This is a genomic window from Campylobacter sp. B0100352/1, assembly GCF_020135855.1.
Taxonomy (GTDB): domain Bacteria; phylum Campylobacterota; class Campylobacteria; order Campylobacterales; family Campylobacteraceae; genus Campylobacter_D; species Campylobacter_D taeniopygiae.
The window spans coordinates 39,837-61,936 of the sequence record NZ_JACHTP010000005.1; the positions used below are offsets into that span (position 1 = coordinate 39,837).

22 protein-coding genes are annotated in these 22,100 nt (G+C 30.0%); 18 read left to right on the plus strand and 4 right to left on the minus strand.

The window, feature by feature from the left end:
* Positions 1-15: 15 nt before the first annotated feature.
* The gene (gene flgH, locus H2279_RS02575; RefSeq protein WP_137624175.1) at positions 16-714 is read right to left on the minus strand and encodes a flagellar basal body L-ring protein FlgH; all 699 of its coding nucleotides are present in this window, start codon (positions 712-714) and stop codon (positions 16-18) included.
* A 108-nt stretch (positions 715-822) separates the two neighbouring features.
* Here flgH and pta point away from each other — a divergent pair, with 108 nt between their 5' ends.
* The 3 genes from pta to H2279_RS02590 are packed head-to-tail and all read left to right on the plus strand — an operon-like array spanning position 823 to position 4,050.
* Positions 823-2,325 (plus strand): phosphate acetyltransferase, encoded by a 1,503-nt coding sequence (gene pta, locus H2279_RS02580; protein ID WP_337195486.1) that lies wholly within the window; start codon positions 823-825, stop codon positions 2,323-2,325.
* 19 nt (positions 2,326-2,344) lie between these two features.
* Entirely contained in the window at positions 2,345-3,529 is a 1,185-nt protein-coding gene (locus H2279_RS02585; protein ID WP_337195487.1) for an acetate/propionate family kinase, read from the plus strand.
* A gap of 29 nt (positions 3,530-3,558) precedes the next feature.
* Complete coding sequence (locus tag H2279_RS02590) at positions 3,559-4,050, plus strand: hypothetical protein (RefSeq protein ID WP_137624172.1); 492 nt, start codon at positions 3,559-3,561, stop codon at positions 4,048-4,050.
* Here the strand turns inward: H2279_RS02590 and H2279_RS02595 are convergent.
* The gene (locus H2279_RS02595) at positions 4,038-4,913 is read right to left on the minus strand and encodes a hypothetical protein (protein WP_137624171.1); all 876 of its coding nucleotides are present in this window, start codon (positions 4,911-4,913) and stop codon (positions 4,038-4,040) included. The two genes, H2279_RS02590 and H2279_RS02595, sit on opposite strands and share 13 nt — an antisense overlap.
* The gene (gene rsmH / locus H2279_RS02600; RefSeq protein ID WP_337195488.1) at positions 4,913-5,839 is read right to left on the minus strand and encodes a 16S rRNA (cytosine(1402)-N(4))-methyltransferase RsmH; all 927 of its coding nucleotides are present in this window, start codon (positions 5,837-5,839) and stop codon (positions 4,913-4,915) included. The genes H2279_RS02595 and rsmH overlap by 1 nt, the downstream gene beginning before the upstream one ends.
* A gap of 152 nt (positions 5,840-5,991) precedes the next feature.
* Between rsmH and H2279_RS02605 the strand changes: the two genes are divergently transcribed.
* The 6 genes from H2279_RS02605 to H2279_RS02630 all read left to right on the plus strand — a co-directional run bounded on the left by H2279_RS02605 (position 5,992) and on the right by H2279_RS02630 (position 13,193).
* Entirely contained in the window at positions 5,992-7,482 is a 1,491-nt protein-coding gene (locus tag H2279_RS02605) for a peptidylprolyl isomerase (protein ID WP_337195489.1), read from the plus strand.
* Positions 7,479-8,867, plus strand: a complete 1,389-nt coding sequence (gene ftsA / locus H2279_RS02610; protein WP_137624168.1) for a cell division protein FtsA — start codon at positions 7,479-7,481, stop codon at positions 8,865-8,867. Before H2279_RS02605 ends, ftsA begins: the two co-directional genes overlap by 4 nt.
* Positions 8,868-8,882: 15 nt before the next feature.
* Complete coding sequence (gene ftsZ, locus H2279_RS02615; protein ID WP_337195490.1) at positions 8,883-9,995, plus strand: cell division protein FtsZ; 1,113 nt, start codon at positions 8,883-8,885, stop codon at positions 9,993-9,995.
* A gap of 129 nt (positions 9,996-10,124) precedes the next feature.
* A complete protein-coding gene (locus H2279_RS02620) occupies positions 10,125-10,937 on the plus strand; it encodes a flagellar hook-basal body protein (RefSeq protein WP_137624166.1) in 813 nt (270 codons plus the stop codon).
* A gap of 24 nt (positions 10,938-10,961) precedes the next feature.
* Entirely contained in the window at positions 10,962-11,753 is a 792-nt protein-coding gene (gene flgG / locus H2279_RS02625) for a flagellar basal-body rod protein FlgG (protein ID WP_137624165.1), read from the plus strand.
* 153 nt (positions 11,754-11,906) lie between these two features.
* Positions 11,907-13,193 (plus strand): Cj0814 family flagellar-dependent secreted protein, encoded by a 1,287-nt coding sequence (locus H2279_RS02630; RefSeq protein ID WP_337195491.1) that lies wholly within the window; start codon positions 11,907-11,909, stop codon positions 13,191-13,193.
* Positions 13,194-13,235: 42 nt separating this feature from the next.
* Here the strand turns inward: H2279_RS02630 and glnA are convergent, their stop codons facing one another.
* Positions 13,236-14,666 (minus strand): type I glutamate--ammonia ligase, encoded by a 1,431-nt coding sequence (glnA, locus tag H2279_RS02635; protein ID WP_337195492.1) that lies wholly within the window; start codon positions 14,664-14,666, stop codon positions 13,236-13,238.
* Between the two features lie 212 nt (positions 14,667-14,878).
* Here glnA and H2279_RS02640 point away from each other — a divergent pair, with 212 nt between their 5' ends.
* Genes H2279_RS02640 through H2279_RS02680 form a run of 9 tightly spaced genes read left to right on the plus strand, consistent with a single transcriptional unit; the run spans position 14,879 to position 22,069 of the window.
* A complete protein-coding gene (locus tag H2279_RS02640; protein WP_137624441.1) occupies positions 14,879-15,580 on the plus strand; it encodes a protein phosphatase CheZ in 702 nt (233 codons plus the stop codon).
* Positions 15,580-16,836 (plus strand): peptidase U32 family protein, encoded by a 1,257-nt coding sequence (locus H2279_RS02645; RefSeq protein ID WP_337195493.1) that lies wholly within the window; start codon positions 15,580-15,582, stop codon positions 16,834-16,836. Before H2279_RS02640 ends, H2279_RS02645 begins: the two co-directional genes overlap by 1 nt.
* A complete protein-coding gene (purE, locus tag H2279_RS02650) occupies positions 16,833-17,327 on the plus strand; it encodes a 5-(carboxyamino)imidazole ribonucleotide mutase (protein WP_337195494.1) in 495 nt (164 codons plus the stop codon). The genes H2279_RS02645 and purE overlap by 4 nt, the downstream gene beginning before the upstream one ends.
* 8 nt (positions 17,328-17,335) lie before the next feature.
* The gene (locus H2279_RS02655; protein WP_137624444.1) at positions 17,336-17,884 is read left to right on the plus strand and encodes a DUF3972 domain-containing protein; all 549 of its coding nucleotides are present in this window, start codon (positions 17,336-17,338) and stop codon (positions 17,882-17,884) included.
* The gene (gene glyQ / locus H2279_RS02660) at positions 17,881-18,744 is read left to right on the plus strand and encodes a glycine--tRNA ligase subunit alpha (RefSeq protein WP_137624445.1); all 864 of its coding nucleotides are present in this window, start codon (positions 17,881-17,883) and stop codon (positions 18,742-18,744) included. Before H2279_RS02655 ends, glyQ begins: the two co-directional genes overlap by 4 nt.
* The gene (locus H2279_RS02665) at positions 18,731-19,456 is read left to right on the plus strand and encodes a Nif3-like dinuclear metal center hexameric protein (protein ID WP_337195495.1); all 726 of its coding nucleotides are present in this window, start codon (positions 18,731-18,733) and stop codon (positions 19,454-19,456) included. Before glyQ ends, H2279_RS02665 begins: the two co-directional genes overlap by 14 nt.
* Before the next feature lie 9 nt (positions 19,457-19,465).
* The gene (locus tag H2279_RS02670; RefSeq protein WP_337195496.1) at positions 19,466-20,182 is read left to right on the plus strand and encodes a zinc ribbon domain-containing protein; all 717 of its coding nucleotides are present in this window, start codon (positions 19,466-19,468) and stop codon (positions 20,180-20,182) included.
* Positions 20,179-21,336, plus strand: coding sequence for a lipid IV(A) 3-deoxy-D-manno-octulosonic acid transferase (gene waaA, locus H2279_RS02675; protein ID WP_337195497.1), 1,158 nt, complete (start codon positions 20,179-20,181; stop codon positions 21,334-21,336). Before H2279_RS02670 ends, waaA begins: the two co-directional genes overlap by 4 nt.
* Entirely contained in the window at positions 21,317-22,069 is a 753-nt protein-coding gene (locus H2279_RS02680) for an RluA family pseudouridine synthase (RefSeq protein WP_337195498.1), read from the plus strand. Before waaA ends, H2279_RS02680 begins: the two co-directional genes overlap by 20 nt.
* Positions 22,070-22,100: the final 31 nt, after the last annotated feature.

The window sequence follows — 22,100 nt, forward strand, 5'->3', positions numbered from 1 at the left end:
AAAAACCTTGCTTTATTAAAACGGCCAAATAGCTTCTATAACTTTACTTCCCCAAGGTTTTCTAGTGCTTCTATCCACTTCACCTTCAGTTTTATAAAGAATTTTTGCATCTGCAATGTATTTGCTATCTATAGTATTATCTTGTCCGATATCATAAGGACGGATCACTCCGCTTAATTGAATGATTTGTTTTTCTCCATTGATCAAGAGTTCTCTTGAGCCTTCAATGAAATAATTACCATTAGATAAAATTTTGATCACTCGAGTTGAGATGGTTGTATTAAAGCTTTCATTGCGGCTTTGAGATCCTGATCCTTGATAATTATTTGTGCTATTAGTTTGAAAACCAATATTAGAATATGCATTAACTTTATTGATTGCATCTTTTAAGATTCCAGATCCACCAGTTAAAGTTCCTCCACCTAAATTTGAAGTATTGGTTCTACTCGTAGCTTTATTGGCTTGAGTGCTTTGAGTGGTGCTTTCTTGAATGACTACTGTTACTAAATCATTAACATTCATTGCTTTTTTGTCTGAAAATAAAGGATTATCTCCTTTACCAAAAAGCGATCCTGGCGCTGTTTCTATATTATTGCTTTGTTTAGGAGCAAGTTCTTCGACATAAGCAGGTGGTTTCATAGAAATTTGAGGATCCACTGTAGCAGAGCAACCAAAAAATACAAATGGTAGTGTGTAAAATAAAACTTTTTTCATTAAAATCGTCCTTTAAATTATGAATTTTTATTTTTTTTTGTTAAAATAATATTTATAAAATGTACAAAGCAAAGAGTGTTCCACTTTTTTAAAATAAAAGGAGAGATAATGGAAAATCTTTATTTAATAAGATCCAAGAGTGATGATCAAAATATTAAAGTTGGTTTAAAATTGCTAGAATATTATAGTAAAAACTATAAAAATATGGCGATTTATTGCCCAGTAGCTTCTAGGCATGATATTTCTATTTTTCAAGAGTGGCTTAATCAATTTAGCATCAATCAAAACATAGAAAATACCTATAGCTTTGTTGATAAAGATGCTATGGAAGAATTTAATAAAGATTCTAATATTTTTTTTAATACTATTTTAAAAACTTACGAGGAATTAAAAGAAAAATACGAATTTGTCTTAACAATTGGTTTTTCTAAATTCGGTGTATTAGATGCTTTTGGACTTAATGTTAAAATCGCTAAAAATCTTAACACTCCAATTATTGCCGATGTTTGCAATGAATACAAAGCGATGACTCAAAAACATCTCGATAAACTTTTAAACGGTAGAAAATATGTTTTAATTGATGAAAATATTGATTTTGATAAAATCGCTCAATTAAAATCTTATGATTTTACAACTCCTTATCGTTTTAAGTATGAAATGATCAAAAAAGGCATTAAAAATAAAAAAACAGTTGTTTTGCCAGAAGGTAATGATGAAAGAATTTTAAAAGCTTGTGATATTTTATTAAAAACTGAAGTTGTTGATCTTATTATTTTAGGAGATGAAAAAGAAATCAAGCAAAATGCAGAAAAACTAATGCTTGATATTAATTCTGCAAAAATGATCAATCCTTATAATTCAGATTTATGCGAAGAATTTGCCACCATGCTTTATGAGGCAAGAAAATCTAAAGGAATGACTCTTGATCAAGCTAAAGAATTAGTAAAAGATAAAACTTATTTTGGAACTTTACTTGTGCATAGCGGAAAAGCTGACGCTATGGTAAGTGGAGCTTCTACAACTACAGCTGAAACGATTCGCCCTGCGCTTCAATTGATTAAAACTCAAGAAGGGGTAAGTTCCGTTTCAGGATTATTTTTCATGGGCTTAGAAGATAAAATGTTGGCTTTTGCAGATTGTGCTGTTAATCCTAATCCAACAGCCGAGCAATTAGCTTCTAGCGCTTATGTTAGCGCTATGACTGCAAAATCTTTTGGATTAGATCCTAAAGTCGCTTTACTTTCTTATTCTAGTGGGGATAGTGGAAAGGGTGAAAGTGTGGATCTTGTAAAAGAAGCCCTTAAAATAGCTAAGGAAAAATATCCAGAATTAAACATAGATGGTCCTATGCAATTTGACTGTGCTTATGATCCTAAAACAGCAGCTTCAAAAATGCCAGAATCTAAAATAGCAGGACAAATTAATGTTTTTGTATTTCCAGATCTTGATGCTGCAAATATTGGCTATAAAGCTGTGCAAAGAACAGCTGATGCTTTGGCAATTGGTCCTATTTTGCAAGGTCTTAAAAAGCCAGTAAATGATTTAAGTCGTGGATGTTTGGTTGATGATATTGTAGATACCGTCATTTTAAGTGCTGTACAAGCTCAATAATTTTAATATAAGGATAAAAATGAAAGTTTTAGTTTTAAATTCAGGTTCATCATCTATAAAATTTAAATTTTTTGATGATAAAGTAGTTAAAGCAAGTGGTTTGATTGAAAAAATCGGTGAAGAAACTTCTAAAGTGGTTCTAAAAAATACTTTAAGCGATGAGAAATTTGAAAGAGATATCGCTATAAAAGATCATGAACATGGTTTGCAAGTTTTAAATGAACTTTTTAAAGAGTCAGGAATTTTAGAAGATCTTAAAGTTCTTGATGGTTGTGGTCACCGTATTGTTCATGGAGGAAAAACTTTAACAAAACATTGTTTAATAGATGATCAAGTACTTAATGAAATTGATAGAGTAAGTGTTTTTGCACCTTTACACAATCCAGCTCATTTAGCCGGTATAAAAACAATGATTAAAGCTGCCCCAAATGTACCAAATGTTGCAGTTTTTGATACAGCTTTTCATCAAACAATGCCTGATTATGCTTATATGTATGCTTTACCTTATGAATTTTATGATAAAGATGGCATAAGAAGATATGGTTTTCATGGGACCTCTCATGCCTATGTAAGCTCAAAGGCTGCTAATTTATTGGGTAAAAGTAGCGTAAATGTGATTTCAGCTCATCTTGGAAATGGAGCAAGTGTTTGTGCTGTAGAAGATGGAAAGAGTGTGGATACTTCTATGGGATTTACTCCTCTTGAAGGTCTTGTTATGGGAACTCGTTGCGGAGATATGGATCCTGCAATTATACCTTTTATTAGTAAAGCAAGAGGCTTGAGTATAGATGAGATTGATAATTTGATGAATAAAAAAAGCGGGGTGTATGGAATTTGTGGTTATAATGATTTTAGAGATATTGAATCACGAGTTGAAAAAGGAGAAGAAAAAGCACGTTTAGCTTTTGATATGTTTTGCTATCGCTTGGTAAAATATATAGGAGCTTATCTTGCTGTATTGCCAGGAACTGATGGTATTATTTTTACAGGTGGAATAGGTGAAAATTCTTCTTTAGTAAGACAAAAAGTGTGTGAAAGATTAGCTCATCTTGGCATTGAGCTTGATTTAAATTTAAATAATCAAAGAATGTCGACTGAAAGAATAATAAGCACTGCAAATTCTAAAATCAAAGTTTGCATCATTCCTACAGATGAAGAATTTGAAATTGCAAGAGTTACGGAAGAACTTGTAAATAAAGGCTAAAAGCTTTTATTTACATTATTTTTTAAAGCATGAAAAAATTTAAAGAATTGAGTCTTAATTTTCTTTTTAAAATATCGGATCAGCCAGTTATTTTGCGCGATTTGCTTGAAGCTAATGCTTTGTTTAATGATGGAATGCTTGTTGATCCTTCTAAACTTAATTTTAATTTTAAAATTTTAAATTCTTATCTATATTTTAGTATTCTTTGCGTACTTATTTTATTGCCTTTATTACTTATCACTCATTATTTTCTTACGCGTCTTGATTTTCATATAAGTATAATTAGTGCGGTTATTGTAACTGCTTGTGTTTTTATAAGTTATGATATTTTTAAGATTTATGCTCGAAAAATCATTTCAAAACAATTGATAAAAAAAGCTTGGAATTTACATTTTCCTTATTTTTCATATGAAAAATATTCTTCAGTAGCAAGCAAACTTTATAAGGAAGCTTTAAAGGACGATATTTTGAAAAAGAATTTAGAAAAATATGTGTTAGAAAAAATCATTCAATCTAAGTAGTCAAGAATTTGATTTTGAAAGCGCATGTTTTCTAATCTTCTTTTTAGATCTTTATTTTCTTCATTAAGCACACTTTCTTCTGTTTTTAAAGTTGCAATTTCTCGGCTTAAATAATAAATTTGATTTCTTATGTAAATTTGCGGAACAAAAAGCAATAAAGCAAAGCTTACAAGTAAGACGGCAAAAAGCAAATGATTAAATGTTAAATTTCTATCTTCTTTTGTTGCATCTGTAAATCCTTCTAAAAGAGTATTTTTAGCTTTTTGTGTGTCTTCCTCGGTAGGATTTTTTTTCAATGAAGTATCAGGTATATTTTCAGTATGTATTTTTTTTTGTAAATTTTCTAGACTTTGTTTGATATTGGTTTGAGGGATTTTTGGATTTTTTTTATCTAATTTATGACTATTTTCTTTTTTTGGTAATTGAGATTCCTTATTGTTTTTTTTGTTTAAATTTTTAGCTTCTATTTTATTTTCTTGTATTTTTTTAGGTTGCAATTCTTTTTCTGTTTTTTTTAGAGAAAATAATTTTTTCTTATTTTTTTGCGTCTGTGAATTTTTACTCTTTTCTTTTATTTTGGAGAAAATTTTCTTAGCTAATGATTGTTTTTCTTCCAATTTTACATTGATTAAATCTTCTTTAAGATATATATTTGATTTTTTGGAATTTTTTGTTTCATATTCATCTTGATCAAATAAATTGCGAGGTTGTTTATTGAGGCGTCTTTTAAAAATATCATTACTAGAGATAATTTCATTTTTAAGCTCATCATCTAAAGGTTTTCCCTGATTTATAGCACGCGAAAAATTTAGCATTTTCTGACGTATATTTTGCTTTTCTTTTAAAAAATCATCTTCTAACATTATTTTTCCATATTTTTAAAATGAAATAAACGCATTTTTGCGCAACTAGATCTTGAATTTTGCATTATTTCTGCTTCGCTTGCAATGATAACTTTTTTATTTAAAATTTTTCCTAAAGAATGATTATTTCCACATTCACAGCGTAAAGCTTTTTCATCGCAAATGCAATTTTTAGACCATTTTTTAAAATAATTTTTTACCATTCTATCTTCTAGAGAATGAAAACAAATTATAGCTAAAATACAATCTTTTAGCTTTATTTTTTCTAATTTTTCTAAAAAGATTTTTAAAACTTCAAGTTCTTGATTGACTTCGATTCTAATGGCTTGAAAAACTAGTGTAGCTTTAGAAACTTTTCTGTGATTTTGTTTGTTCGCACCTATAATTTTTTGCAATTCTTTAGCACTTTTTATAGGTTTTTCAATTCTTGATTGGCAAATTTTTTTAGCAATAAAATAAGCATCGTCTAATTCACCATATTCTTTAAAAATATAAGCAAGTTGTTCGCAAGTATAAGAATTAACAACATTAAAGGCTGAATTTTTAGCATTTTGATTCATTCTCATGTCCAAAAAATCAGAATTAAGATTAAATCCTCGTTCATTATTGTCTAATTGATAGGATGAAATTCCAATATCTGCTAGAATTCCTTTTAAAGAATTTGTAGAAATTTGATCAAGAATTTGACTAAAATTTGTTAAGAAAAATTGCGTTCTATCCTTAAATTTTTCAAGGCGTTTTTTAGAAAATTCAAGAGCTTCTTGATCTTGATCACAAGCGATAAGTTTTATATCGGGATGATTTTTGAGTAAAGATTCACTATGACCACCAAAGCCTACAGTGCAATCTAAAAAATATCCGCAATTTAAATTTTCAAAAGCCTTATTAACTTCATTAAGCAATACTGGAATGTGTGGAATTTCCAAGCTAAATCCTAAATTTTATTGATTGAGTTTGATATTATAGCTTATTTTAACATCAAAATCAAAAAAAGTAACAATACTTTTGGTTTAAATTAAACTCCACTTAAAAACTTATATGTTAAAATGTTGAACTTATTTTTTTATCAAGGAATAGTATGCTTACTTGGATGCAGCATCATAGAAAATACCTTATTATTACTATATGGATTAGTACTATTGCTTTAGTTGGGGCTGTTTTTGTTAATTGGGGTGCTTATGATTTTAACCTTGATCGTGCTTCAAATGCGGCTATTGTAGGAAACGAGAAGATAAGTTATAATGAATTTAATACACGATATAATCAAGTTTTTAATTATTACAATCAGATTAGCAATGGTAGCTTAGATGAAAAGAGTGCCGAAAAGATCGGCTTAAAAGAATTAGCCTTAAATTCACTTATAGAAGATAAACTTTTATTAAATTTTGCTAAAGATCTAGGTTTAAACTCTAGTGATGATGAAATCATAAACAAGCTTACTCAAACAAGGGCTTTTCAAAATCCAATAGGTGAATTTAATAAAACAATTTATTATGAGATTTTACATGCGAATGGTTTTATGCCTAAAGATTATGAAAAAATTCTTTCTGATGAAGTTATTATTGACAAATTAAATAAAATTTTTAATCTGCCTTCTAGTGAAAATGAGATCAAAATGTTAGCAACTGCTTATTTTATGAGAGATTCTTTGAGTGTTGTGGAATTAGATTATGATAAAAAGAATATAAAAATCAATGAAGAAGAATTGAAAAAATTCTGGGAACAACAAAAGCAAGATTATAAGACAAGTAAAACTTATGAAATTTCTACATATTTTTTACCGCTAAATGATCAAAAGTTTACGGAAGAAGAATTGCAAAAATTTTATAATGATGAAAATAATCGAATAAATTACAAAGATCAAAATGGTAAAATTTTAGATTTTAAATCAGTAAAAGATAAAGTTGCTAAAGATTATGGTTTAATTAATCTTAAAAATTTAGCTAATGCTAAATTTCTAGAATTAAAAAATAATAAAGAGCAATTTCAAAAAGATGAAAATGTTTCAGATTTGAGTATTTATTATCCTTTAGAACTTTTATCTAAGATAAAAAATGGAGATGTTTTAAGACCTGTTAGATATAAAGATGGTTATGTGATTGTTAGGGTTAATAAAATTGATCCTGTAAGAATTAAAACTTTTGAAGAAGCTAGAAATGAAGTTTTACCTTTATACTTGAGTGAAAAATCTAAAGAAAATTTAGAAAAAGAAGCGAAAGAAAAGTTAAAAGATTTTAAGGGTGAAAATATAGGTTTTGTGACTAGAGATTCTTTGCTTAGCGATGTTAAAATGGATAAAAATATATTTAATGATGCTGAATTTAGTTATTTTTTAACCAATGTTTTTAATTCTGATCAAAATACTTCTTATGTCCTTTTGGGTGATAATAAAGCAGTGCTTTATAAAATCAATAAACAAAAGATTGATATTAGCAAGGATAAATTAAGTCAGCATTATGAAACATTAAGACAAAATTTACAAATGTTAAAAGCTGATATGATTAAACAAGAATTAATTAATCAATTAAGAAAAACATATCCAATAAAAATTTATTATAAAGGGAAGTGATTTTGAATATACTAGGAATTGATTTAGGTTCGACCCAAACTTGTGCTATTATTGCGCAAAAAGATGATGAAGGTTTAAAAATTATTGGTTTTTCAAAAGCAAAAACCAATGGTGTAAAAAAAGGTGCTATTACAAATATCGAACTTGCTTCAAAATCCATCGAAGAAGCAGTAAGAAATGCTGAGATGATGAGTGGTGTGCATTATGATAAGGTTGTCGTTTCAATTTCTGGTGCATACACTAAGAGTGTTGATAGTATAGGAGTTGTAAATATTCCAAATCATGAAATTGGAATCAAAGAAATACATCGAGCAGTAAGTACTGCAAAACATACGGCTAATATACCAAGCGGGTATGAAATCATTCACGTTTTACCTTATAATTTTAAAGTCAATGATCTAGAACATGTAGATGATCCTTTAGGGATGAGCGGAAGTCGTTTAGAAGTTTCAACCCATATTGTTATTTCTCAAGAATCTCATATTAAAAATTTGAAAAAAGCTGTAGAATTAGCTGATTTAAGGGTTGATAATATAGTACTTTCTGGCTATGCTTCATCCATAGCTTGTTTGGATGATAGTGAAAAAGAACTCGGATCCGTTCTTATTGATATGGGTGGTGCAATTTGTGATATGGTAGTTCATACTGGAAATTCTATCCGTTATAATGATTGTTTGCAGATTGGTTCTATTAATATCACCCAAGATTTATCTATGGCTTTGCATACCCCACTTAAAGAAGCTGAAAAAATTAAACTTAATTATGCAGCTTTATCACAACAACCTAATGCACTTATACAAATTCCAACAATGGGTGATGAAAAAAGAGTAAATGAGGTTTCTTTGGATATTATTTCTGAAGTTATTTATGCTAGAGCAGAAGAAACTTTGATGATTTTGGCAAAAATTTTAAGCGATAATCGTTATGCTAATAGCATAGGTGGTGGGGTTGTGCTTACTGGAGGAATGACTAAATTAGCAGGTATTGATGAATTAGCTCCTGCTACTTTTGATAATCGTTCTATTAGAATAGCAACTGCAAGAAGGGATTTAATAACAAGTTTTAATGAGATTTTTAATGATCCTGAAAATACTTGTGCTATAGGTCTTTGTCTTTATGGTGCGGGTTATTTCACTCCTTATGAGCTTGATTCTAATGAAAAATTAAGATATAAAGGTGAAATAGAAAATTATAATCGTCAAATCAGACAAGAGATTATTCCTCAAAAAGAAATAGAAAATGAAATAAAATCTGATTTTTTTGATGAAAATTTGCAAGAAAATGATACAATAGCAATTCAAGAACAATTGGATTTTAAAGAGACACGAGAAAAAAAATCCGGCCTTTTTTCAAGCGTGTGGCATAAAATAATAAATCAATTTTAACAAGGAGAGAATTTTATGAATGAATTTTTAGTAGAAGAAATGCAACATAATAAAGGTGCAAAAATTAAAGTTATAGGCTGCGGAGGTGGCGGCGGTAATATGATCAATCATATGGTGAAAATGGGATTAAATGATCTTGATCTTATTGCTGCTAATACTGATGCACAAGCTATCTCTACATCTTTAGCAAAAACTAAAATTCAACTTGGTGAAAAGAAAACAAAAGGGCTTGGGGCAGGTATGCTTCCTGAAGTTGGAGCAGAAAGTGCTAGAGAAAGTTTTGAGGAAATCAAAGCGAGTTTAAGTCAAAGCGATATAGTATTTATCGCATCTGGTTTTGGTGGTGGAACTGGAACAGGAGCTACTCCTGTTATAGCACAAGCGGCTAAAGAAATTGGAGCTTTAACTGTTTCTGTAGTTACTATGCCTTTTAGCTTTGAAGGTAAACAAAGAAAAAAACTTGCAGAAAACGGACTTCTTGAACTAAAAAAAGAAAGTGATTCTATCCTTGTAATTCAAAATGAAAAACTCTTAAGTATTATTGATAAAAAAGCGAGTATGAAAGAAGCTTTTAAATTGGTTGATGATATTTTAACTCGTGCAGTAAAAGGTATGGTTTCTATACTTTTAGATAATGGTGATATCAATGTTGACTTTGCGGATGTTAGAACTATTATGAGTCATAGAGGACTTGCCCTTATGGGTGTTGGAAGTGCCGAGGGTGAAAATGCTGTTGAAATAGCTTTGAAAAATGCTATAGAGTCTCCTTTATTGGATGGTATGGATATTAAAGGGGCTAAGGGTGTGATTTTACATTTTAAAACAAGCTCTAATTGCTCCTTATTTGAAATTTCTGCAGCGGCTAATAGTATTGAAGAAAAAGTTGATGAAAATGCAAAAATTATTTTTGGATCAACCATGGATGATACTATGGAAGATAGGGTCGAAGTTACTATTATCGCTACAGGTTTTGAAGATAAAGACACTGTTGAGAAAAAATCTTCAGAAGAAACCGAAGTGGCTAAGAAAAATCCTTATTTAAATCTTAAAAAAGTTAGCGGTGGTTTTGATGAGGAAATTATGGCTCAAATAGAAACTCCTACATTTTTACGCCGACAAATGGATTAAAATACAAGGCTTTTAAGCCTTGTAACTTTCTACAAATTCTTCATTTTATTCTTTATTTTTTTATATTTTTAAAAGTTGGAACACTCTTTGCTTTATACCTTTATATAAAATAATTTTATAGGTGAAAATATGCAAAATGGATATTATCAAGCAGTAGGCGGAATGGTAACTCAGTTTAACAAACTTGATGTTATCACAAATAATCTTGCCAATATCAATACAAGTGGATATAAAAGAGATGATGTTGTAATTGCAGATTTTAAAAGGATTTTTAAAGAAACTCAGGATGTGTTGCCTATAGAAAACAATACAAGAGATGCTTCACGCTTTATCAATACTACCATAGATAGCGTACCGCAAGTTTCTCAAGAATATACAGATTTTAGTTTAGGTTCTTTAAAGGCAACTAATAATCCTTTGGATTTTGCAATAACAAGAGATGATGCTTTTTATCTAGTTCAAACAAAAAATGGAGAAATTAGATTAAGCAAGGATGGAAATTTTCAATTAAACGAAGAGGGTTATTTGGTAAATAAACAAGGATATAAGGTATTAAGTAGTGATTATTTTAACAATCCTGAAAATGCCGCTATTAAAATTCCAAATGGATCTTCACAAATTAGTGTTGATAAAGATGGAAACATCGAAGTTGATGGCACGAGAAATGCAAGATTGTTTATTGCTCAAGTAGATGATATGAGAGCTTTGCAAAAAGATGGAGATAATGTTTATAAAATCGATGATTTAACTCGCATTAGAGATTTGGATAATTCTAACGCGGTGCGTCAAGGTTTTTCTCAAGGCTCTAATGTCAATCCGGTTATTGAAATGGTGGGTTTGATTGAAGCCAATAGAATGGTTGAAATGTATCAAAAAGTTATGACAGCTCATATGGATGATTTAAATCAAGAAGCTATCAATAAACTTGCATCTGTTAAATAAGATTAAAAATTAAAAGGATAAAAAATGATGAGATCACTTCATACTGCTGCTACTGGGATGGTAGCGCAGCAAACACAAATTGATGTTACTTCTAACAATATTGCCAATGTTAATACAGCTGGTTTTAAGAAAAGTCGTGCTGAATTTGCTGATTTGATGTATCAGGTTATGAAATATGCAGGAACTTCTACTTCAGCTACAACCCTTTCACCTTCTGGTATAGAAGTGGGTGTTGGTGTGCGTCCTACTGCTGTAACAAAAGTTTTTACAGAAGGAAATTTAAAAGCAACAAGTACAGATAGTCTTGATATGGCTATTGCTGGAAATGGTTTTTTTCAAATTCAGCTTCCTGATGGAACTATAGGATATACAAGAAATGGACAATTTACAAAAGATAATGAAGGTAATATTGTCAATTCTGATGGCTATAAATTACTTCCTGAAATGACCATACCAGAAGGTGCAACTGCTATTAATGTGGCAACTGATGGAACGGTATCGGTTATGCTTCCTGGAGAGCAACAAGAAACTCAAATCGGACAAGTAGAATTAGTGCAGTTTATTAATCCAGCAGGGCTTCATTCTATGGGAGATAACTTATATCTTGAAACAGGTGCGAGTGGTGCTCCAGTTGCTGGAATCGCAGGACAAGACGGACTCGGTACAATCAGACATGGTTTTGTTGAGCTTAGTAATGTTCAACTTGTCGAAGAAATGACAGATCTTATTACAGGACAAAGAGCCTATGAAGCCGGTTCTAAAGCTATAACAACAAGTGATGATATGCTTGGCATTGTAAATCAGTTAAAACGATAATTAATCTAATTTTTAGTCTTATTTTAAAAAATCCAAAATCAATACTAAACTATTTCTTCGTTCCACTTATCCAAAGTGGAACACTTCTTGCTTATATTTAATTAAGATATTTAGATTTGAAGGCAGAACAATTCTAAAATCAAAGGAATAAATATGAGTATCTTTAGTATCAATGATAACTCAAATTATGGCTCTATACTTTCACAAGCAAAAGCTAATAAAGAAAGTAAAGAAAATTCAAAAATAAGTTTTGCCAATGCTTTCTTAAAACAAAATGCTACTAAATTAAATGATATAGAAAATAAAAATTCACAAACTTTAATAAGAAGTGAAGTATTAAATTCTACTAATAATAATAATATCAATAAAAACTATTACACTAAAACAAATTCTCCTAATTATGATATATCTAGTGAATTTAAAAACTCTATTTATACTTTAAAATTCAAACAAGCAGATATAAGTAATACTTCTACCAATACAGCCTATGGTTATAGTGTAGATAAAGAGGGTTATATGGGAGAAGACTTTAATGAAGCTGCAGGATTACCAAAAGATTTTAAGATACATAAATCTACTTTGGATGAGATAGAGAGATATAATAAAGATTTAAATGAAGATACTGTTAATTATTTAGGTGTAAGTAGTTATTATTCCAATATAGATATGGCAAATACTATCAAGCAATACTATGATAAATTCAATGATATTATTAATCATACTTTTAACGATACCAATAAAACAAGTTTTAGTGAAGCAGATTTAAATAGTTTGCCTAAAGGTGTAAGTATGTCAGTGGGAGATTTTGATTTTGCTTCACCTCTAAATTTTGAAAGCAAAACCATAACAAATTATTATAACACCCAAGAACAATACGATGAAATGGAACAATTAGGAATGTTTGCAAGTATCAATACAGGATTGCAAAAATTAGATTTTACTCCTCAAAGTATGCAAACTCAAAATACATCAAACAAATATACTTTTAATCCTGATATGTCATTTTATCCAAAAAATGAAGATGGAACTTATACTAAAGAAGATTTATTTATGAGTTTTTTAAAATCTACAGGTGCTGATGCTCTAAAAGGTGGTGATACCAAAATGAATCCAATAGTTAAATCTTTTAAAGAAGCTATGGCTAAAGAAAGCTTTGATGGATCATTAGCTTCCTTAGATGACATCATGACAGGCAAAGTTGATTTTGCAAGTTTATTAAAAGGCTATGCACAAGATGGTTGGCTTGACGCAGATATTTATGCAATGGAAAAAGGAGTTAAATGGCAAAATTCTGTTATAGGTTATGGTGGAGCTTGGTTTGATAATCAGTTTAATCAAGCAAAAGCTAGTGGCTGGAAAGCAAGCAGTGAAAGTATCAATTCTTATGTTGGATCTATAGTGGATAGATTAAATAATCTCATAGGGCAAACTAGGGTTTAGGTTTTGATTAAAAGGATTTTAATATTAAAATCCTTTTTTAAATCAGCAAGAATAGCAGGTTTTAAATTCATAAGCAGTTGGACGCGCTTCTACTGGCCATACTTGAGTTTCAAATTTTAAATGTTGATAATCATCAATAAAAAGATCACTCATAATAGGCTTTAGATAAGCATTGTTGCGAATGAGAGCTTCTAGGCTTCCTCTTAGGGTGTGTGGAAGTTGCTCTATACCTTTTTTACGAATTTCATCTAAGGTTAAATCAAATAAATTTTCATCCATTGGTCCAACTGGAATGGTTTTATTTTGTATCCCATCAAGTCCTGCCATCAATAAACTCGCAAAAGCAAGATATGGATTTGCTGTATTATCAGGAAAACGGATTTCAATACGAGCTGAATTTTTTTCTATACCGTAAGGTATGCGACAACTTGCACTTCTATTTTGGCAAGAGTAGGTTAAAATACAAGGAGCTTCAAAACCTGGAACTATTCTTTTATAAGAATTTGAACTTGGATTTGTAAAAGCAGCAAGACTTCTAGCATTTTTTAAAATTCCACCTATGTAGTGTATAGCAGTTTGACTTAAATTTGCATATCCTTGTTTATCGTAAAACAAATTAACTCCATTTTTCCATAAACTCATATGCACATGCATACCACTTCCATTATCTCCATAAAGCGGTTTTGGCATAAACGTTGCTGTTTTACCATTTAAATGCGCAACCATTTTGACAACGTATTTATAAATTTGAACATTATCAGCAGCTTCTACAAGTGTATCGTATTTTACTCCAATTTCTGCTTGAGCTTGTGCAACTTCGTGATGATGTACAAAGGTTTTAAGTCCAACTTTTTCAAGAGTTTGTACCATTTCAGCTCTGATATCCACTAAAGAATCTACAGGTTGTACGGGAAAATATCCGCCTTTTTTGCGAGGCCTATGACCCGTGTTATAACTATCCATAAATTCTTTATCATCATTCCATTCTCCTTCTTCGGTATCAACCTCGTATTTTGAGCAGTGTGCTGTATCTACTATTTTTACACTATCAAAGATAAAAAATTCATTCTCTGCACCAAAATATGCTGTATCGGCTATACCGCTATCTTTAAGATATTGCATTGTTTTTTTCGCGATACTTCTTGGGCATTTTTCATACATTTGCCCTTTGTAAATATCATATACATCACAAAAAACAATAATCGTAGGATCCGCTGTAAAAGGATCTAAAAAGGCACTTTGCGCATCAGGTTTTAGGATCATATCTGATTTTTCAATAGGTTGCCATCCTTGCAAAGAGCTTCCATCAAATGGAATTCCTGTATTAAAAGTTTCTTTATCGATTGAATGGATATTGTAGGTAATGTGGTGCCAAGTTCCTATCATATCCGTAAAACGAAAATCCACAAAAAGCACTTCATTTTGTGTGCAAAATTCAAAAAAATCATTGATATTATTAACAAATTTTCCCATGTATTCTCCTTAGTAAGCATTAATTTTTAAAATTGTATCATATTATTTTAATAAAAATTTTGTTAATATCTTTGAAACAAATTACAATTAAAAATTCAATAGGAAGGAATATTTAAAAAAATATTAGAATTTATATTTTTATTTCAGATTAAATAGAATATAATCTTAAAATATTAAGAAATATTTACATATTTTAAAAATTAAGGAAAACAATGACTCAAGAAGAACTTGATGCTTTGATGAATAGTGATTTAGATTCTGAAGATACCTTAGAGTCTGAAACTGTGGCTGAAGTAGAGACTCAAAGTAATGAAACTCAAGAAGCAAAAATAGAAGATGTAAAAGTAGCTGATTATAGACCAAATCCTAATTTGGCATGGCCACCACCACCACCAAGTCAAGAGCATAAAGTGGTACATCAGCTTGATGATGTAACTAAGGATAGTGAGCAAAAAGCCACTGAAATGATGGAAAGACTTGAAAATATCAGTAATTTTTTTGTAGATTCTGAAAGTTTAATAGCTGATATTAATAAAATTTTAGATAAAAATATCGAAATTTTTACAAGATTAAATGAGAAATTTCCTAATGTTGAAAGCTTTAGTGAGGCCTTAGAGTCTAATACAAAAGCTAAAAAAATGAGTGGTGATATTGTTGATCATTTACAAGGCGGTCAAGATGAAGTTATGATGGCAATGGATGCTATGCAATATCAAGATATCCATCGTCAAAAAATAGAGCGTGTTATTAATGTTATGCGTGCTTTAAGTCGATACATGAGTTCTTTATTTGAAGGCAGAATTGACGATAAAAAACGTGTTAGCTCTGCGGTACACATAGAAGGAGATAGCACAGCAGAGGTTGTAAGTAATGATGATATAGAAGCCTTAATAGCAAGTTTAGGCCAAAAATAATGATCATTCCAGAAATCGTAGCTCCAGCTGGAAATTTTACAAAGCTAAAAATTGCTTTAGCTTATGGAGCTGATGCGGTTTATGCTGGGGTAAATAATTTTTCTTTGCGTTCTAGAACGGCTAAAGAATTTACTTATGAAACTTTTGAAGAGGCTGTAAGATATACTCATGATAAGGGTAAAAAAATTTATGTTACCCTAAATGGTTTTCATTTAAGCGGACAAATAGAGGGTCTTAAACGCCATATTTTAAAACTTCGCGATATGAAGCCTGATGCTTTTATTGTTGCATCGGTAGGTGCTATGAAATTAGTACGAGAATTGGCTCCTGAAATTCCTTTGCATGTATCTACTCAAGCTAATGTTTTAAATTACCTTGATGCTAAAGTTTATAAAAGTATGGGTGCTAAACGTATTGTTATTGCTAGAGAATTAAGTCTAAAAGATTCTAAAATTTTAAAAGAAAACTGCGATGTAGAGCTTGAAGCTTTTGTTCATGGTTCCATGTGTTTTGCTTATTCTGGTCGTTGTTTGATCAGTTCGGTTCAAAGTGGAAGAATGAGCAATAGGGGTTCTTGTGCTAATGATTGCAGATTTAATTACGAGCTTTATGCTAAAAATCCTGAAAATAATACACTTTTTAGACTCGAAGAAGATGAAAATGGCACACATATTTTTAATTCCAAAGATTTAAATTTATGTTCTTATATAGAAAAGATTATGCAAGAAAATTGTATTAGTGCATTTAAGATAGAAGGAAGAACAAAAAGTGAATATTATGTTGCACTGACTACAAGAACTTATAAAATGGCTATTGAGGATGCTTTAAATCATAATTTTGATCCTAAAAAATACGAAAGAGAAATTTATACTCTTAAAAATCGAGGGTTTACGGATGGTTATTTAGTTTCTCGTCCCTTGGAGAAAACAGACACTCAAAATCATCACACAAGCATAGAAGAAGGTACGCATCAAGTTCATGCTATTGTTGAAGATGGAGATTATTTTAAATGTAAAGGTAAAATAGTTTTAGATACAGCTTATGAAATTTTACTTCCTTTGGGAGACAAACTCGAAGAATGTGAAAATGAAATAGGCAAAATTTATCAAAAAGATGATAAGTATTTTATAGAATTTAAAAAATTAATTGCAAAAAATAATAAAGAATTCACAGAAATCCATAGTGGAAATGAAAATGAGATTAAAATGCCAACTAAAATTAGTGAATTTAGTTTTCTAAGAAAGGAAATTTTATGAAATTTATTTCTATTTTAATAGGAAGCAAGAGTGATTATGAAATTATGCAAGAGTGTGCCAATATTTTTAAACAATTTAATGTTAAATATGAACTCATTATTACTTCAGCACATCGTAGTCCGCAACGCACTAAAGAATATATAAAAAAAGCAGAAGAAAAAGGTGCTCAAGTTTTTATAGCAGCTGCAGGTATGGCGGCGCATTTAGCTGGAGCGGTTGCCGCTTGCACAACTAAGCCGGTTTTAGGAGTTCCTATGTCAGGAAGTAATTTAGCAAGCATGGATTCTCTTTTTTCTACTGTGCAAATGCCAAGCGGAATTCCTGTAGGAACTTTGGCTATTGGTAAAGCGGGTGCTCAAAATGCTGCTTATTTAGCAATACAAATTCTTGCTTTAAGTGATGATAAACTAGCACAAGCTTTAAAAGAAGATAGAGAGACTAAAGAAAATAAATTGATTGCAGACTCAAAAAGTGTTGAAATTTTACTATAGGAAGAAAGATGCAAACTTATTTAGAGCTTGAAGAATTTTGCAAACTTGTGCATTTAAATGAAGACGTTGTCAAAGGTATGATGGCTAAAGGTACTTTAAATTTTAAAGAAGAAGAGGGTGTAATTTATATAGAAGCTAATCAAGGTACTTTTAGTGTTGTTCCTGCTACTAATTCACAATCTGCTATGGTTAATTCCATGACTTTAGCTGGAGAAAGTTTTGTAGAAAAAACTATAGGAACAATTTTAAATTTACATGAAAAAGTTTTAGATGCAAAGGATGAAACACTTGAGGCTTTAAAAAATGAAAATAAATTTTTAAAAGATGCACTTTATTCCATGCAAGAACTTTATGAAGAAGATAGGAAAACAATAGAAACTTTAAATAATGAGTTAAAACATGCAAGAGAAGAAGTTGAGTTTTTAAAGCGTAAGTATAAGCTTATGTGGAGCAAGACAACTGAAATTTTTGGAGCAAAAACGGAGCCTGATTTGGAAATGAATAAAGAAGTTAAAACTGATGTGAATTTGGATAATGATCAAGAAGGTGAAAAATGAATTTTTCACAAATGATATTAAAGCTACAAGAATTTTGGCAGCAACAAGGCTGTGCTATAATGCAATCATATGACATGCCTGCTGGGGCAGGGACTTTTCATCCTGCTACTTTTTTGAGGAGTCTCGGAAAGCAACCTTGGGCTGCAGCTTATGTGGCACCTTCACGTCGTCCAACGGATGGAAGATATGGAGAAAATCCTAATCGCTTAGGGGCTTATTATCAATTTCAAGTTTTAATCAAACCTAGTCCAGAAAATATACAAGAACTTTATCTCAGAAGTTTAGAAAATTTAGGTTTTGATTTAAAAAATCATGATATACGCTTTGTGGAAGATAATTGGGAAAGCCCGAGTTTGGGAGCTTGGGGGCTTGGTTGGGAAGTTTGGCTTGATGGTATGGAAGTTACACAATTTACATATTTTCAACAAGTTGGAGGTATAGCAGTAGATTTAGTCAGTGCTGAAATAACCTATGGACTTGAAAGAATTGCCATGTATCTTCAAAATGTTGATAATGTTTATGATATTGTTTGGAGTGAATTTCAGGGTAAAAAAATCACTTATGGTGATGTTCATAAACAAAGTGAATATGAGTTTAGTAAATATAATTTTGAAGTAAGTGATGTTGAGTTTTTAAATCAGCAATTTGAGAATGCTTATAAAGAATGTAAAAATATATTAGAGCAAGGACTAGCGTTGCCAGCTTATGATTATTGTATGCTTGCAGCACACACTTTTAATCTTCTTGATGCAAGAGGGGCTATTTCTGTTGCGCAAAGACAAGATTATATGTTAAAGATTAGAGAACTTTCTAAAAATTGTGCTCAGGTTTATAAAAAAACGTTAAATGAAACTGATTGATATTTATAATTTCTTAGATCAATTAAGCCCTTTTAACAATCAGCAAGATTGGGATAATAGTGGTCTTTTGCTTGGAAATAATCAAGATGAGATTAAAACTGTATATTTAAGCTTAGATGTAGATGAAAATTTAATTGAACAAGCTGAAAATAATTCTTTATTTATAACTCACCACCCCCTTATTTTTAAGGGTTTGAAAAATTTAGCAAATTTGAATTATCCTAAGGCTTTTGTTAAAAAAATGATAGAAAAAAATATCTCATTAATATCCATGCACACAAACTTTGATTTAAGTCATTTAAATAGGTATTTTGTTGAGGAAATTTTAGATTTTAAAATCGCTTTTAAAGACGAGTTTTTGATCTATGTTGATCAAGAATTTGATTTTTTTCAATTGTGTGAATATTTAAAATTAAAATTGCAAATGGATATTTTAAGAATTAGTTATTGTGGAAAAGAAAAAATCAAGCGTCTTGCTATTTGCACTGGAAGTGGTGGAGATCTTATATCTAAAGTGCAAGCAGACTGTTTTTTAAGCGGAGACTTTAAATATCATCAAGCTATGCAAGCAGTGAGTGACGGTTTAAATTTGATCGATATAGGACATTTTGAAAGCGAACGGTATTTTTCACAATGTCTAGTAAAAGACTTGAAAAATTTGCCACTAAAGGTTATAATATCAGTTTCAAAAAATCCATTTCAATATTTTTAAGGAATATATATGAATAAACATCTCGAACAATTAGTGCTTTTATCCAAAATAGATCAAGAAATCGATAGTTTTGAACCAAGAATTGATAGCATAGCTAAAAATTTAAAAGATGCTGAAAATAAAATCAGCCAGATTAATACTCAAATCAGTGATTTAGAGCTTGAGATTGAAGATGTAAAAAATCAAAAAAATCAAAATAACTTACATATTTCAGAATTTTCAGCGAAAATAAAAGAGCTAGGCAAAAAAAGCGGTTCTGTAAAAACAGAAAAAGAAGCTAATGCTTTAAAAATAGAAGAGGATATTGCTAAAGAACAGCTTGACTCAGCTAATGATGAGATTATTCGTTTGGATAAAATTTTGGAAAATAAAGAGCTTTTTAAAAAAGAACTTTTAGAAAAAAAAGCCAAAGAAGAACAAGATATAGAAACGATAAAGGCAAGCATTAAAACTCAAATGGAAGCCTTGGAAAAAGAAAGAATGGATGTTTATGCTAAAAAAACTAAACTTGTTGCAGATATCAATTTAAAAGTTTTAAGTTTTTATGAAAAAATTAGAAAATGGGCAAAAAATACAGCAGTTGTAGCTGTCAAAAAACAAGCATGTTACGGTTGCTTTATGAAAATTTATGATAAAACTTATTTATCTGTGATAAAAGGAGAAGAAATTATAACTTGCCCACATTGTGGTAGAATATTATATAAAGAGCAAGAAGATAAGAGTTGATTCTTTGTTATTATATCTTAGCGTGGATAGCTTTTATAATATTGGCTATCCCTATTTTTATCCTTTCTTTATTGAAGCAAAAATATAAATATAGTTTAAAAGCACGATTTTTTTTATTTAAAAATTTTCATCAAAAAATTTCTGATGTTCATTTTCATGCTTGTTCCTATGGGGAAACAAGAAGTATTAAAGAATTTGCTTTAAAATTTGACTCTAGAATTACCACTATAACGCAAACGGGTTTTAATTGTGCTAAAGAATTTTGTAAAAAGGTAAATTATCTTCCTTTTGAAAATTGGATACCATTATGGCTTAAACCTACAAAGGTTTTGGTTATTTTTGAGGCTGAATACTGGCTCATGCTCGTTTTTATGGCTAAATTTTATCAAGCAAAAATCATTTTACTTAATGCACGGATTTCGGATAAATCTTATAAAAGTTATCTAAGATTTCGTTTTTTTTATAAAAAAATTTTTTATTATATTGATGAAATTTTTGCACAAAGTGATGTGGATAAAATAAGGCTTGAAAGTTTGGGAGCAAAAAATGTTAAAGTTTTACATAATATCAAAGCAAACATTGCAATAAAGCCTAATAAAAATTATTTTAAACCTAAGGAAAAATTAATCATTTTTGCAAGTACGCATGTGGGTGAAGAGGAATTGTTGCTTGATTATATTAATTTATCCAAAGAGGAAAAACTGATCATTGCTCCTAGGCATCCGGAGCGTTTTTTTGAGGTTGAAAATTTGCTCAAAAATAAAGGCTTAGAATTTGAAAAATTTAGCCTTTTAAACACTCAAAATAAAAATTTTAGCAAAAAGATTTTATTGCTGGATGCTTTAGGAGAGTTAATTAACTTTTATGCTATTTCAGATATAGTGATTTTAGGTGGATCTTTTTTTAAAAATATTGGCGGGCACAATCCTATAGAGGTGGCTTCTTTTAAAAATGTTTTGATATCGGGGCCATTTATTGATAATCAAAAGGTTTTGTTTGATAAGGTTGAAAATGTTTATTTTTGTAATGATTTAAAAGAATTAGATTATAAAATTCATCATTATAATTTAAAAGCAAAAATTAAAAAAAGTGATGATTTATCGCAAGTTTTTAAGGCAATACAGGAAGGAATTGATGCAAGAAAAAGCTTATAAAATTTTAGCTTTGCAAGAAAATATTTCAAATCGTGAAGCTAAGGAATTGATAGATAAAGGATGCGTTTTTACGCATGGAAAGAAAGTGCTTATCGCAAGAGCTTTAATGAGTGATAAAACAAAATTCAATATTGTAAAAACGGCAAATCCTAGTGTTATTTTTGAAGATGATAAAATTATCGCCATTAATAAACCTTATTCTTATATAAGTGAGGACTTGGAAAAAAAATTTAGTGCAAAATTGCTAAATCGTATTGATAAAGAAACAAGCGGAGTGATTTTGCTTTGCAAGGATGAGAATTTTAGAAAGCTCTGCATTGAAGAATTTAAGCGACAAAAAGTTTATAAAAGTTATATAGCGGTTTTAGATGGAATTTTAGCAGAAGAGGTAGAGGTGAATGAACCCATTTTAACTATAAAAACAAAAAGAGGGGCTTTGAGTAAAATTTCTAAAGAAGGTTTGAGTGCGTCAAGTTTATTTATTCCTATCATGGTTCAAGCTAAAAAAACCTTAGCAAAAATCATTATTCATACAGGAAGAACTCATCAAATCAGAGTGCATGCTAATTTTATTAAGCATGGAATTATAGGGGATGAAAAATATGCAAAAATCATTAATAATAGAATGTATTTACATAGCTATGAAATAAATTTATTTGATTATAAATTTAAAGCAGATTTGGATCATAGCTTTTTTAACTTAGGTTTTGAAATAAAAAATTTAGATTTTTAAAGCCATTTAAGAAAAAATTTTGTATAATTCT